15 protein-coding genes and 1 pseudogene are annotated in these 13,252 nt (G+C 61.2%); 7 read left to right on the top strand and 9 right to left on the bottom strand.

Annotation, left to right across the window (positions count from 1 at the left end):
• Positions 1-121: 121 nt before the first annotated feature.
• Positions 122-814 (top strand): CTP synthase C-terminal region-related (seleno)protein, encoded by a 693-nt coding sequence (locus tag LGM20_RS15305; protein WP_032452478.1) that lies wholly within the window; start codon positions 122-124, stop codon positions 812-814.
• 31 nt (positions 815-845) lie between these two features.
• On the opposite strand, the gene LGM20_RS15300 is transcribed toward LGM20_RS15305, so the two are convergent.
• On the bottom strand, positions 846-2,021 hold the full coding sequence (locus LGM20_RS15300) for a CynX/NimT family MFS transporter (RefSeq protein ID WP_162823503.1): 1,176 nt from the start codon (positions 2,019-2,021) through the stop codon (positions 846-848).
• Positions 2,022-2,128: 107 nt separating this feature from the next.
• Here LGM20_RS15300 and LGM20_RS15295 point away from each other — a divergent pair, with 107 nt between their 5' ends.
• Positions 2,129-2,923 carry an AraC family transcriptional regulator gene (locus LGM20_RS15295; protein ID WP_072096654.1) on the top strand — a complete coding sequence of 265 codons (795 nt, stop codon included), beginning with the start codon at positions 2,129-2,131 and terminating at the stop codon, positions 2,921-2,923.
• Here LGM20_RS15295 and LGM20_RS15290 read toward each other — a convergent pair.
• The 3 genes and pseudogenes from LGM20_RS15290 to LGM20_RS15280 form a co-directional block, all read right to left on the bottom strand.
• The gene (locus LGM20_RS15290; protein WP_044522266.1) at positions 2,907-3,353 is read right to left on the bottom strand and encodes a DUF441 domain-containing protein; all 447 of its coding nucleotides are present in this window, start codon (positions 3,351-3,353) and stop codon (positions 2,907-2,909) included. The genes LGM20_RS15295 and LGM20_RS15290 overlap by 17 nt on opposite strands.
• A 117-nt stretch (positions 3,354-3,470) precedes the next feature.
• Entirely contained in the window at positions 3,471-3,971 is a 501-nt protein-coding gene (locus tag LGM20_RS15285; RefSeq protein WP_023289251.1) for a YbaK/prolyl-tRNA synthetase associated domain-containing protein, read from the bottom strand.
• A 95-nt stretch (positions 3,972-4,066) separates the two neighbouring features.
• Positions 4,067-4,223: pseudogene (locus LGM20_RS15280) on the bottom strand (hypothetical protein).
• On the opposite strand from LGM20_RS15280, the gene LGM20_RS15275 reads away from it, so the two are divergent.
• On the top strand, positions 4,218-5,354 hold the full coding sequence (locus LGM20_RS15275) for a glycosyltransferase family 9 protein (protein WP_072096653.1): 1,137 nt from the start codon (positions 4,218-4,220) through the stop codon (positions 5,352-5,354). The pseudogene LGM20_RS15280 and the gene LGM20_RS15275 sit on opposite strands and share 6 nt — an antisense overlap.
• Before the next feature lie 161 nt (positions 5,355-5,515).
• Here the strand turns inward: LGM20_RS15275 and LGM20_RS15270 are convergent, their stop codons facing one another.
• Positions 5,516-5,758 (bottom strand): DinI family protein, encoded by a 243-nt coding sequence (locus LGM20_RS15270; RefSeq protein WP_004203750.1) that lies wholly within the window; start codon positions 5,756-5,758, stop codon positions 5,516-5,518.
• Between the two features lie 270 nt (positions 5,759-6,028).
• Here LGM20_RS15270 and LGM20_RS15265 point away from each other — a divergent pair, with 270 nt between their 5' ends.
• Both LGM20_RS15265 and LGM20_RS15260 read left to right on the top strand, forming a co-directional pair.
• The gene (locus LGM20_RS15265) at positions 6,029-6,448 is read left to right on the top strand and encodes a translesion error-prone DNA polymerase V autoproteolytic subunit (protein WP_044522269.1); all 420 of its coding nucleotides are present in this window, start codon (positions 6,029-6,031) and stop codon (positions 6,446-6,448) included.
• 2 nt (positions 6,449-6,450) lie between these two features.
• Positions 6,451-7,716, top strand: coding sequence for a Y-family DNA polymerase (locus tag LGM20_RS15260; protein ID WP_044522271.1), 1,266 nt, complete (start codon positions 6,451-6,453; stop codon positions 7,714-7,716).
• Between the two features lie 6 nt (positions 7,717-7,722).
• On the opposite strand, the gene LGM20_RS15255 is transcribed toward LGM20_RS15260, so the two are convergent.
• Complete coding sequence (locus LGM20_RS15255) at positions 7,723-8,628, bottom strand: LysR family transcriptional regulator (protein ID WP_044522273.1); 906 nt, start codon at positions 8,626-8,628, stop codon at positions 7,723-7,725.
• Positions 8,629-8,795: 167 nt separating this feature from the next.
• On the opposite strand from LGM20_RS15255, the gene LGM20_RS15250 reads away from it, so the two are divergent.
• Positions 8,796-9,545 carry an SDR family oxidoreductase gene (locus LGM20_RS15250; RefSeq protein WP_023289256.1) on the top strand — a complete coding sequence of 250 codons (750 nt, stop codon included), beginning with the start codon at positions 8,796-8,798 and terminating at the stop codon, positions 9,543-9,545.
• A gap of 90 nt (positions 9,546-9,635) precedes the next feature.
• Here the strand turns inward: LGM20_RS15250 and LGM20_RS15245 are convergent, their stop codons facing one another.
• Together LGM20_RS15245 and LGM20_RS15240 are read right to left on the bottom strand one after the other, a co-directional pair.
• Positions 9,636-10,235, bottom strand: a complete 600-nt coding sequence (locus tag LGM20_RS15245) for an ester cyclase (RefSeq protein ID WP_187142938.1) — start codon at positions 10,233-10,235, stop codon at positions 9,636-9,638.
• On the bottom strand, positions 10,232-11,341 hold the full coding sequence (locus LGM20_RS15240) for an alkene reductase (RefSeq protein WP_044522277.1): 1,110 nt from the start codon (positions 11,339-11,341) through the stop codon (positions 10,232-10,234). The genes LGM20_RS15245 and LGM20_RS15240 overlap by 4 nt, the downstream gene beginning before the upstream one ends.
• A 100-nt stretch (positions 11,342-11,441) precedes the next feature.
• On the opposite strand from LGM20_RS15240, the gene LGM20_RS15235 reads away from it, so the two are divergent.
• Positions 11,442-12,377 (top strand): LysR family transcriptional regulator, encoded by a 936-nt coding sequence (locus tag LGM20_RS15235; protein ID WP_044522280.1) that lies wholly within the window; start codon positions 11,442-11,444, stop codon positions 12,375-12,377.
• Between the two features lie 13 nt (positions 12,378-12,390).
• Here LGM20_RS15235 and LGM20_RS15230 read toward each other — a convergent pair whose 3' ends face one another.
• Positions 12,391-13,221, bottom strand: coding sequence for an oxidoreductase (locus LGM20_RS15230; RefSeq protein ID WP_044522348.1), 831 nt, complete (start codon positions 13,219-13,221; stop codon positions 12,391-12,393).
• Between the last annotated feature and the right edge of the window lie 31 nt (positions 13,222-13,252).

Genomic DNA, 13,252 nt, shown 5'->3' with positions numbered 1-13,252 from the left:
CAGTATACCTCACCCGCCGGCCACGGCGGTGGGGTGAAAATAAGGATTGTGTTCCGCGGAGGGGATCGCTATCCTGACGTGCCTTGTGCTGCTCGTCTCGTCCAGACATAAGGAACCTGCTATGAAAACCCCTTTACGCCTCGCCCTCGTCGGCGATTATCACCCCGATATTGTTGCCCATCAGGCCATTCCCCTGGCGATAGACGATGCTGCCGCCGTGCTGGAGCAGCCGGTGAAATATGACTGGCTCGCCACCCCGTCGATCGCCTCCGGCGACGCGCTGGCGGAGTACGATGCCGTCTGGGTCGTTCCCGGCAGCCCGTATCGTCACCCGGAAGGCGCGTTTGCCGCTATCCGCTATGCCCGTGAAAACAGCATTCCTTTCCTCGGCACCTGCGGCGGCTTTCAGCATGCGGTGATTGAATACGCCCGTAACGTGCTCGGCTGGCAGGACGCGGGTCATGCGGAAACCGACAGCGAAGGGCGGATGGTGATCGCTCCCCTCAGCTGCTCGCTGGTGGAGACTTCTGCCGTCGTCGAGCTGCGGGCGAATACGCTGATTGCCCGCGCCTATGGTCGGGAAAGCATTGAAGAGGGCTACCACTGCCGCTACGGGGTGGACAGCGCGTTTGCCGCGGAGCTGGAGCAGGGCGATCTGCGCGTCACCGGCTGGGATGAAGAGGGCGAGATCCGCGCCGTCGAGCTGGTGACGCACCCGTTTTTTGTCGCCACCTTGTTTCAACATGAACGCCACGCGCTGGACGGGCGTCCTGCGCCGCTGGTGCAGGCGTTGCTGCGCGCCGCGGCACAATAACCCTACCGGCAGCGGGCGCTGCCGGTCATTTTCAGGGATGAATCTCCCGGTCGCGCCCGGCGAGGGCGCCGCAGACCGCCATCACCAGCGAAATCAGCGCCACCGCCAGCAGCGGAATATGCCAGTCGCCATTGGCATCGTGGATCCTGCCCATCAGCGGCGGTCCGCAGGCGGCCAGCAGATAGCCGACGCTCTGCGCCATCCCCGACAGCGCCGCGGCCTGGTGCGCCGAGCTGGCGCGCAGGCCGATAAACGTCAGGCCGAGGATCATCGTGGCCCCGGAGCCAAAGCCGAACAGCAGCGTCCAGCCGATGGCCAGCCCTGGCAGCAGCCACAGCCCGGCGGCGCTGATGGCGCACATCAGGGCGACCAGCACCGCGATCCCGCGCTGGTCGCGCAGCCGATGCAGGATCAGCGGTATCGCCAGGCCGGGCGCGGCGGTCGCCAGCTGCAGCAGGCCATGCAGCGAGCCGGCCTGCGCTTCGCTATAGCCCATACTCTGCAGAATCGACGGCAGCCAGCCGATAATCACGTAATAGACCAGCGAGTTGATGCCGAGGAACAGCGTCACCTGCCAGGCCAGCGCCGACCGCCAGATCCCCCGGTTATGCATGGCGCCTGAGCCGGTCAGCGGCGCCTCCGCTTGACGCCGGGACTTCGGCAGCCAGCTGACGAGCGCCAGCAGCGGGAAGATCATCAGCAGCAGCAGCGCCCCGCGCCAGCCGAATCCGGCCATCGCCACGGGGACCACCAGCGCCGAGCCAAGCGCCGCCGCGCCGCCCATCGTCAGGGAATAGGCGCCGGTCATCCGGGCGACATGCTGCGAGAAATCCCGTTTAATCAGCCCGGGCAGCAGCACGTTACCCAGCGCAATGCCGCAGCCGATCACCGCCGTGCCGATAAACAGCCATGCAGCGGAGGGCAGGGAGCGCAGGGCAATGCCGGCGCAGATCAGCAGCATCGCCAGCAGCAGGCTGCGCTCCATGCCGAACCGGCGGGCAACCCCAGCCGCCAGCGGCGAGACAAGGCCAAAGGCCAGCAGCGGCAGGGTGGTGAGCAGCCCGGTCTGCGCGGTGGTCAGGCCATAGTCGCTACGAATCGCGTCCAGCAGCGGCGCCGCGCCGGTAAAGACCACGCGCAGGGTGGTGGCGATGAGCAGGATACCGGCAATCAGCAGCGCGGGGCTGCGGCCGGTGGAGGAGATCACAGAAGACATATCATTCTCAAGGTAACTAACGAGGGGGGTTACGATAGCGACTTTGTCCCCTGTTTAAATCAAGCTAAAATGACAGATTATCGCTAATATCGGACAACATGATGATCGGACTGGGTCTGGATGGTTATGAACCGGACAGTGGCCACGAATCGGCTATTGCCTTTCGTATTCGGGTGGTGGAGGCGGAGCAGTATATTCCGGCGCATTCCCACCGTAAGGGGCAGCTGATCCTCGCCCTGCACGGCGCCTTGACCTGCGAGGTGGAGAACGCGATGTGGATGGTGCCGCCGCAGTATGCGGTGTGGGTCCCTGGGCAGCTTTCCCACAGTAACCGCGCCACCCCCGGCGCCCAGGTGTGCTTCCTGTTCATCGAGCCGGGCGCCGCGCCGATGCCGGACCGCTGCTGTACGTTAAAGATTTCCCCACTGGTGCGTGAGCTGATCCTCACCCTGGCGGAACGCGGCGGCGAGTCGCTGGCCGCCCCTGCCACGGCCCGGCTGGTGCAGGTGCTGTTTGATGAGCTGCCCCGGCAGCCGCAGGAGCACCTGCAGCTGCCGGTATCGAACCACCCGAAAATTCGTCAGATGGTGACGATGATGGCCGAGGATCCGGCGCGCTGGCAGACCCTGAGCCAGTGGGCGGCGGAGTTCGCGATGAGCGAGCGCAATCTGGCGCGGCTGGTAGTGCGTGAAACGGGGCTGAGCTTTCGCCGCTGGCGCCATCAGCTGCAGCTGATCCTTGCGCTGCAGCAGCTGATCCGCGGGCAGACGGTGCAGCAGACGGCCCAGGCGCTGGGCTACGATTCCACCACCGCCTTCATCACCATGTTTAAGAAAGGGCTCGGACAGACGCCGGGCCGCTATCACGGCAGCCTGGCTACGACTTCCCAATAAACAACGAGATGATCCCGGCAGCAATCAGCGGCCCGACCGGGACGCCGCGAAACAGGGCGACGCCGAGCACCGTACCGACCAGCAGTCCGGCCACCAGCTGCGGCTGGGAGCCCATCAGCGAGACGCCGCGCCCGCCGAGCCACGAAACAAACACCCCGACCGCAATCGCCAGCAGTGATTTCCAGTTCATAAAGGAGTGGATCAGGGTCGACGGCGGCAGCGTGCCGCTGGCGATGGGCGCCATCACGCCGATAGTCAGAATGATGATCCCGACGGTCAGTCCCTGTTTCTCAATCCAGGGAAAGAAGGCGTTCAGCGGCGTGACGCGCACGATAATCAGCACGAGGATGGAGATCGCTACGGTGGTGTTATGGCTGATAAAGCCGAGCGCCGCCAGACCCAGCAGGATCAACAGGGTGGTATCAAACATGTACAGAGGTCCTTGCCAAAAAAAGAAAGCTAAAAAATATCCCGCTTACTCTACGCATCGTGGCGTGAATAAACAGGATTTTTGCGCCATGCGGCGGAAATCAGGGCCGATGCCCGGTTAGCTAAGACGGCGAAAGGTCGCGATCTCCGGTCGGGCGATATGTAAATAGTCTTCGGTATCGAGAATGATCGACCGGTCCAGGCGCCCGGCGTTAAAGGCGATTTGTGGAAAGCGCTCAAATAGCAGCGGGTCGGCCACCAGCCGCAGCGCCGGATGGAAGCTGAAGGGGGGAATGGCGCCGAACACGCAGGCGGTGAGGGCCTCCACTTCCGCCGGACTGGCCAGCGAGGCTTTGCTGCCGCCGATATGCCGGGCCAGGCTGGCCAGATCGGCCTGCTGATCGGCGGCGAGGATCGCCAGCACATGCTGGTTGACGCCGTTTCCTTTCACTTTACAGACTAACGCTTTCGCGCCCTGGCCAAGCGCGGTGCCGCGGATCGCCGAGACGGCTTCGCACTGGCCGACCGCGTCATGCGCCATCACCCGGTAGCGCGCCTGGTGTTCGTCGAGCAGCGCGCACAGCCGCTGGTGGATATTACCTTCTACTGCTTCAAGCATAGCGTCCTCCTGACATCATAAAGCAGCCAGCTTAGCGCTGTTGCGCCGGCCTGCCAACGGTGGGCCGGGAAATTCACTATTCACTCATTATTGCTTCACAGTGCTGTGGTGCAATCCCGCAGGGCTGGATGAGTTTTGTAAATAAAAAAAAGAATGATTTTCATTTTCAATCGAACTTTTTTTATTTCGCTCAGTCTTTATCGGACGACACAGAATATTAATGATTGCCGTAATGAGGTTAGGATGATGCACGATGCAACCATGCAGGGTTCCCCACGCAAGAAGTTTAATAAAATAAGGGAACTCAACAGACGGCGAAATTACTTCACTAAGAAAGTACGTAATGCCCTGCGGGTGGGAGTGGCGAAAGCGCTCTGGGATCGCCGACGCCGTCAGCCGGTGGATTTGTCGTCCGCGAAAACCGTCTTACTGATGCGCAATGAGGGGGCGGTCGGCGATGTGGTAGTGGATTCCGCGCTGGTGAAATGCCTGCATCAGTCAGGCTATATCGTTGATTTCCTGCTGACGACCTCTAATAGCCAGGTGATGCGTTATAACCCGCGGATCCGCCATATTTATGAAGCTGACCCGGTCACGTCCGCCGATTTTTTGCGAAAATTTAATCATAACGTTCCCCGCGACGTTATTAATGAACTGGCTAATAATAAGTACGATATTATTATTGACCCTTCGCTGTTCGATATTCCCGTGCATCGTCTACGGCTTTTCCGACAAATAAAAGCGAAATCGGTGCTCGGGTTTAATAAATGGCCGTCGATTAAGCACTACTCCCACTCTTTTGATTTTGACTGCCAGCGCTGGCACGTGACGAAAACGTTCGAGTTGATCGCCGATTATCTCAAACTGGACACCTGCGGGCTGGATGCTTACGACCTGGCGATCCCCGGGCCGATTATGCAGGAGGTGGCGCAGTATCTGGCGTCGCTGAGCGGAAAAGCGGTAGTGATTAATATTTTTGCCGGCCATGCCGACCGGAGTCTCTCCCAGACGCAGCTGGCCGAACTCCTCGACAAACTGCTGGCTCGCCATCCGGGGATCGCGGTGATTCTGCTCGATCACCGGCGCGAGATCCGCATCCCGCTGCCGCCGGAGGTGGTGGTTAATCCATTTAACACGTTGCACCATGCGATGGCGCTGATTGCCCAGGCGGAGCTGATTATCTCCCCGGACACCTCGGTGGTGCACATGGCGGCGGCGTGGAACAAACCGCTGATCGCGGTCTACAAGGACGTTCTGCTCAACAACCGTCTGTGGGCGCCGGGCTATGACAACGCCAGGCAGGTTATCGTTAAATGCGGTAAGGTGCATCAGCATCGCGAGCTGGTGGATCGGATAATGGCGGCGCTGCCGGAGACGCTGTGAGGCGATGAGGGGAGGCTCACCTGCTGGCCGTATGCAAGAGCCAGCAGGTGAGCGAAGGTTGCATTGCCAGTCTGCAACCGCCGCTATTGTACTGTTGCCCGCTGCTCTGCCACATCCGGGAAAGCTCTTAAAGAGGGGGGCGCCGCCAACGACGGGCGGCATCACTCTTCAGTGAGCCACATATCCGCTTCTTCAAACATCTCCTGCACCGTACGGCTGATCAGCTCTTTTTCATGCTTGCTGGCGTCGGTGTTGATCGCCGGGAGCGTCATCATCGGCTTCACGCGCACTTCCGCCTCCGGAAAAATGCGCTGCATGCGTTTGGTCAGCTCGTTAAGAATGGTCTCTCTGGCGCCCGGCAGCCCGGCAAAATTGCGCTTGTCATAAATCAGTTCCACAAACATATTCTGTCCTCTGTATGCTGATCGCGGGCGATAGTTTTACTGTATTAATGTACAGTGTCAAGCGATTGCCGCGGCGCTGCGTATCCGCCACCTCGCGCGGGAGAGGGGCTGCGCGCAAAAGCAGCAAACGGTTCGCCACCGACGACGGTGACCTTCAGTGACATCAAGGAGTTATTTCAGTGCTGGAGATTGATAGCTGGAGCCGATATTGACCGGCAAAACCGGCAAAACTACTGTATATATATTCAGTATTATATGGTGGGTTGAAAAATGAACTTTTACACGCCGGTTGAGCTACGTCAGATTGTCTCCTTTCCCTTTTTTGCCGACCTGGTGCAGTGCGGCTTTCCCAGCCCGGCTCAGGACTATGTCGAGAAGCGAATCGACCTCAACGAGCTGCTGGTGCAGCATCCCAGCGCGACCTATTTTGTCAAAGCCGCTGGCGACAGCATGATCGACGCCGGCATTGACGAAGGCGATCTGCTGGTGGTGGACAGCGCGCGCAAAGCGGAGCATGGCGATATCGTGATTGCCGCCGTCGGCGGCGAGTTTACCGTAAAAAAGCTGCAGCTTTTGCCGCGGGTGCAGCTTAACCCGATGAACCCGGACTATTCGCCCATCGTGGTCGGCCGCGAGGAGACGCTCGATATTTTCGGCGTGGTGACCTACATCATCAAGGCGGCGGGCTGATCATGTTCGCGCACTGTGATGTGAACGCCTTCTATGCGAGCTGCCAGACCGCCTTCCGGCCAGACCTGAAGGGGCGGCCGGTAGTGGTGCTGTCGAACAATGATGGCTGCGTGATCGCCCGCTCGGCGGAGGCGAAGCCGTTTGTGAAAATGGGCGAACCCTACTTTAAGCAGAAGCAGGCGTTTCTTCGCCACGGCGTCGTGGCGTTCAGCAGCAACTATGAGCTGTACGCCGACATGTCCAGCCGGGTGATGTCCACCCTGGAAGAGCTCGCCCCGCGCTGCGAAATTTACAGTATTGATGAAGCCTTTTGCGATGTCAGCGGCGTGCGCCACTGCAGAGATCTGACTGACTTTGGCCGGGAAATCCGCGCCACGGTGCAGCAGCGCACCCATCTGACGCTGGGCGTCGGGATCGCCCCGACCAAAACCCTGGCGAAGCTGGCCAACCACGCGGCGAAGCAGTGGCAGCGGCAGACGGGCGGGGTAGTGGATTTATCTTGCCCGCAGCGGCAGCGAAAGCTGATGGCGCTGCTGCCGGTGAGTGAGGTCTGGGGCATCGGGCGGCGGATCGGCAAAAAGCTCGAGGCGATGGGGATCGGCACGGTACTTCAGCTCGCGGAGAGCGATATCCGCTTTATCCGCAAGCACTTCACGGTGGTGCTCGAGCGAACGGTACGGGAGCTGCGCGGCGAGCCTTGCCTGGCGCTGGAGGAGTTTGCCCCCGCGAAGCAGGAAATTATCTGCAGCCGCTCGTTCGGGGATCGCATTACGGCCTATGAGGATATGCGCCAGGCGATCTGCAGCTATGCCGCGCGGGCAGCAGAAAAGCTGCGCGGTGAGCATCAGTACTGCCGGTTCGTCTCCGCCTTTGTCAAAACCAGCCCCTTCGCGCTGAATGAACCCTATTACGGCAACAGCGCCTCGCTGAAGCTGCTGACGCCGACGCAGGATTCCCGGGATATTATCGCCGCGGCGACAAGCTGCCTGGACGCCATCTGGAAAGCGGGGCACCGCTATCAGAAGGCCGGGGTGATGCTCGGCGATTTCTACAGCCAGGGCGTCGCCCAGCTGAACCTGTTCGACGAGCTTGCCCCGCGGCAGAACAGCGCCAGGCTGATGCAGGTGCTCGACCAGCTGAATGCGAAAAACGGCAGGGGGGCGCTCTATTTTGCCGGCCAGGGGATCCAGCAGCAGTGGCAGATGAAGCGAGAGATGCTATCGCCGCGCTACACCACGCGATACGGCGACCTGCTCCGCGTCAGATAACGCGCGCTATCCCTGCACCGCAGCCGGAAAAACCGCCGCCAGCCATTCAATAAAGACGCGGAGCCGGGGCGGCACGTGCCGGTGCCGGGCATAGACGACGTGAAAGGGATAGGGGGCCGGGCGCCAGGCGGCGAGGATCTCCACCAGTTTGCCGCTTGCCAGCGCGGGTCTTAGCGAATAGGTAAAGGTCTGCACAATGCCTAAGCCCGCCTCGACGGCGGCAATATGCGCGTTGCTCTCATTGATGCCGAGATGGGGCTCTGTCTTGAGCTCGGTACTGACGCCGTGACGCGTAAAACGAAACGGAAACGCTCTGCCGCTGGCCGGCGACAGATAGCTGATGAGCTGGTGGCCATGGTGGAGTTCATCCGGCGAGGCGGGCGTGCCGCAGCGCTGAAGATAGCCAGGGGTGGCGCAGGTGACCAGCGTCGCCTCGCCGATTTTACGGGCCATCAGCGTCGAGTCTTCCATCGGCCCGCCGCGGATGGCGCAGTCAATATTGCCGCTGATGAGGTCCGCGGGTTTATCGGCCACCTGCAAATCAATACGGATATCCGGCCAGGAGGTCATAAAGTCCGCCAGCAGCGGGATCAGCACATCGCGCGCGGTCGACCCGCCGATGGCGATCCGCAGATGGCCCTTCGGCTTATTGTGGGCGGTATTGAAGGAGGCGTCGATCTCTTCCAGGTCTTCCAGCAGGCAGCGAGCTTTTTCATAGTACTCCCGTCCTTCCGGCGTTACGGTAATACGCCGGGTGGTGCGCTGCAGGAGGGAAACCCCCAGGTGCGCTTCCAGTTGCTTGATGGTTTTGCTGAGCGTGGCGTTGGGCATATCCAGCGAGTCCGCGGCGCGGGTAAAGCTGCCGGCTTCGACAACGCGGGTGAAGGCTTTGAGGGCTGAAAACCGGTCCATTATTCGCAGTATCCTGGTTAGCGGGCGTCCATTATCCACGGAGGGGAAAAGTGTTTTTCAGATTAGGCCATTTTTCCGCCTCTCTGAGGCGATTACAGTGCTTTCCATACCCGGCGGGACGCTTTCGCGAGCCTGGCCTGTTTATACTCTAACCAAGGAAATGCACCATGAGCAAAAAACTTGCGGATAAAGTGGCGTTAGTGACCGGCGGCAGCACCGGGATTGGCCTGGCGTCGGCGAAAGCGCTGGCGGAGCAGGGCGCGAAGGTGTATATCACCGGCCGCCGACAGGAGGAGCTGGATGCGGCGGTAAGATTCATCGGGCCCGCCGCCCGCGGGATCCGCGCCGACGCCGCCGTGTTAAGCGACCTTGACGCGGTATTTGCGACCATTGCCGACGAGTCCGGCCGCCTGGATGTGCTGTTCGCCAATGCTGGCGGCGGGGATATGCTGCCGCTCAGCGCCATCACCGAAGCGCACGTCGAGCGGATTTTCGCCACCAACGTGCGCGGGGTGGTGTTCACCGTCCAGAAAGCGCTGCCGCTGCTCACCGACGGCGCCTCGGTGATTTTGACTGGCTCTACGGCGGCGGTCAAAGGGACGGCGAACTTCAGCATCTATAGCGCCAGTAAGGCCGCGGTACGCAGCCTGGCGCGCTCCTGGGCGCTGGAGGTGAACGATCGCGGGATCCGCATCAATGTCGTCAGCCCGGGTCCGGTGCGTACCCCGGGTCTGGGCGGGCTGGTGGCGGAGGCGGACCGCCAGGGCTTGTTCGATGCTCTGGCCGCCAGCGTTCCGCTCGGGCGGCTGGGCGAGCCGGAGGAGATTGGCCGGACGGTGGTATTTTTAGCGTCGGATGAGTCGAGCTTTATTAACGCCGCAGAGATCTATGTCGACGGCGGGCTGGCGCAAATTTAAGCGCCGGACTCCGCCAGGCGAGCCGTCCTGGCGGAGTCCGGGGCGGCTCGTGGTTTTGCCGATCGCTTACTCACCGTCCGGGTGGGCAGCTTATTGCGTGCCCAGCTGTTTCATCAGCGTCAGGTTATCTTCAATATGCCAGTTGGCGGCAATTTTACCGCCGCTGATCTGATAGATATCGGTGGCGATAAAATCGATATTTTGTCCCTTCCCCTTCCGGGTGCCGAAGGTCCCGGTAAAGTGGCCATGGAAATGTAAGTGTGAGACCACCCGGTCACCGGCCACGATCATTTGTTCGACATCACAGCGTAAATCCGGCACCGCCTGGCGAAACGCTCTGGAGGCGAGGATCGCTCCTTCCGGCCCTTGTCGGCGCCCTTCCGGGGGCGTTTTATCGATGAAATTCTCCGCCAGCGCCGCCCGGGCCAGCGCGTCATCGCCGGTATTCCAGAACGTGGCGTATTGCCTGGCGACATATTCATTGGCGACGCGTGTGGCAGGGGGAAGGCCGCTATCAACGATGAGCTGGGCTGGCTTCAGCAAACCCTGCGGGGCTGAAAACGCGGAGCCGGATATCCCGGCAAGCAGCAGCGCGGTGGCGCAGCGACGGCGCGTGAGGCCGCGCCTGGCCAGCGTGCGGGCAACAGCGACACCACGCCCGGCAGGTAACATTTTGTCGATCAATTTCACTCTTTATGCTCCGTATAGAAGGGATAGTCGGTATAGCCCACCTCTGTCCCGCCAAACAGCGTGCCGGGATCGCTGACGGTCGCCAGCGGCCAGCGGTGCTGAAGCCGCTGCGGCAGGTCGGGATTGGCAATAAACGGCCGGCCGAAAGCCACGAGGTCGGCGAGACCGGCGCCAAGAATGCGCTCCGCCTTCTGCTGATCGTAATTCCCGGCCACGATCAGCGTGCCGCTGAAGGTTGCGCGCAGCGTGTCGCGGAAGTGCAGGGGAACGGCTGGCGCATCGTCCCAGTCCGCCTCCGCCAGGTGGATAAAGGCGATACCCTGCTGTTCGCACCAGGCCGCCAGGGCAAGGATGGCGTCGATCACCTGCGGGTCATTCATCCCGCGCTGGGTAATGAAGGGGGAAAGGCGGATGCCCGTCCGCTCGCGGCCGATAGCGTCGCCGATGGCGGTCAGCACCTCCTGGGCAAAACGGATCCGGTTGTTCAGGCTACCGCCGTACTCATCGGTGCGCTGGTTGGCGGTACGCCGCAGGAACTGGTCGATCAGATAGCCATTGCCGCCGTGCACCTCCACGCCGTCAAACCCCGCCGCGATCGCATTGCGCGCCGCCTGGCGGTAATCGGCGACAATACGCTGGATATCCGACCGGGAGAGCGCCCGCGGCGGTGGGCAGTCCACCATCTGGCCCCGGCCTTGCTCATCCACCACCCAGACCTGGGCGTCCGGCGCCAGCGCCGAGGGGGCCACGGGTTGACCATCCGCATGAAAACGGGCGTGCGACATGCGTCCCACGTGCCAGAGCTGAGAAAAAATAACGCCGCCGGCCTGGTGTACGGCCCGGGTCGTCAACTGCCAGCCGGCAATCTGGTCTGCGGAATGCAGGCCGGGCGTCCAGGAGTACCCCTGTCCCTCGGGAGAGATTTGCGTCGCTTCCGTGACGATCAATCCGGCGCTGGCGCGCTGGCGGTAATACTCCGCCATCAGCGCGGAGGGGATATTTCCCGGCTGCAGGGCGCGCGCCCGGGTCATGGGGGCCATGACGATGCGGTTTTTCAGCGGCAGCGTACCGATGCGATGACGATCAAAAAGTGAGAGCGTGTTCATAATGGTGTCCCTTGCGAGTGGAATGGAAATCACTTTACAGTCGGGATCTGATTTTGATAATTAGACGAAAAATAGATTCACTTTTCGGGAAATGCGAAAAATGGGCAAACTGGAAGATATGGCGCTGCTGGTGGCCGTCGCCGAGGCGGGGGGACTCTCCGCCGCCGGCAGACGGTTGTCGCTCTCGCCGGCCACCATGACTGCACGTCTGAAGGCGATGGAAGAGCGTTATCAGACCCGCCTGTTCCATCGTTCCACGCGGGCTATCACCCTGACCAACGCGGGGGAAGATTTTTATCATGCCGCGCGGCGCGTGCTGGAGGAGGCGCGCCACGCCGAGTCGTTGCTGACGCAAAAAGAGGGGGTCCTGAGCGGCGATATTCGCCTTTCCGCCCCCTCCGACTTTGGCCGACAATACCTTAGCCCGGCCATCGTCGACTTTACCCGCCGTCACCCGGAAGTGACCTTTTCCGTCTACTTAGGCGAGCGCGTGGAGGATCTGGTCGCCAACCGGCTGGATATGAGCATTCGCGTCGGTAACCTGCCGGACAGCAGCCTGGCCATCCGCCACATTCGTCCTAACCACCGAGTGCTGGTGGCCTCGACGGCTTACCTTGCCGCCCGTGGAACGCCTGCTTCGCCCGAGGCGCTGCATCATCATCGCTGCCTGGCGCTGGAGCGGCACGGCGTGGTGATGAACGAGTGGCGCTTTGAGGAGGCGGGAAAAGAGCAGGTCATCCGGGTAACGCCGGCGATGGTCTGCGACGATGGGGCACTGCTGCGGCAGTGGGCGCTCAGCGGGGCGGGGATCGCCGGTAAATCATGGTGGGATGTGAAGAGGGATGTCGAGGAGGGGCGGCTTCAGGTGTTGTTTGCCGACCGCTTCACCGGTTTCAGCCGGTTAGACCGCAAGGAGGTTGGGCTGCAGTTTGTCTTTCCCCAGCGAAAGCTGCAGCCCCCTCAGGTATCGGCGTTTATGGCGTTTTTTATCGACTGGCTGGAAGAGTCATCCCCCTCCAGCGCGAGGCGAAAGTGAGCAGAACATGACCTCAGCGCATCTGGCTGAGGATAATACGATCGAAAAGACGGTCGCCCAGCCAGACACGCATCCGGATAAGCAATTTGGCATACTTACCGACGGCATAACGGGGGCGTGGATTTGAGGCATTCACCGCGACCAGGACCACCTCGGCGATCGTCTGCGGGTCGCTGCCGGTGCCATGGCCGTACGTTTTTTGGATCGACAGGGCGACCCCTTTTACCAACTGACCATACGGTCCTGTGGCCGAACGTTTGACAATACTTTCACTGGCCGCATCGCCGAAGCCGGTTTCAATCACTCCAGGTTCGATGATAACCACCTTGATGCCGAAGTCGGCAACTTCCAGCCGCAGGCAGTCTGACCACCCCTCAAGTGCATGTTTGGTGGCGTGGTACCATGCGCCGAGGACGCTATACATCTTCCCGCCCATGGAAGAGATATTGACAATATATCCGCGACGGCGGGCGCGCATCGCGGGAAGCAGTAGTTGCGTGAGATGTGCCGCGCCGAAGAGATTGACCTCAAACTGGTAGCGAGCCTCATCGATGCCGATCTCTTCGACCGGGCCATACAGGCCAAAACCGGCATTATTGACCAGTACATCGACCCCTCCGGTCTGAGACAGAATGGTGTTCACGACCGCCAGCCGATCGTCCTGCCGTGAGAGATCCATCTGCAGGCATTGGGCCCCTAGCGAAGCCAGATCTTCCATTTTCCCGAGCTGCCGGGCAGCAACGTAAACCTGGTAACCCTCCTGGATAAGACGACGGGCAATGGCTTTCCCCATCCCTGACGATGCGCCGGTGACCAGCGCGGTTTTATTTTCCTGAATAAACATAAGCACCTCGGCAAGTAGACTGCGCTGAGTG

Source organism: Klebsiella quasipneumoniae subsp. quasipneumoniae (assembly GCF_020525925.1).
Taxonomy (GTDB): domain Bacteria; phylum Pseudomonadota; class Gammaproteobacteria; order Enterobacterales; family Enterobacteriaceae; genus Klebsiella; species Klebsiella quasipneumoniae.
Note: the sequence above shows the minus strand (reverse complement) of the source record. Positions and strands in the feature narration are given on the sequence as shown.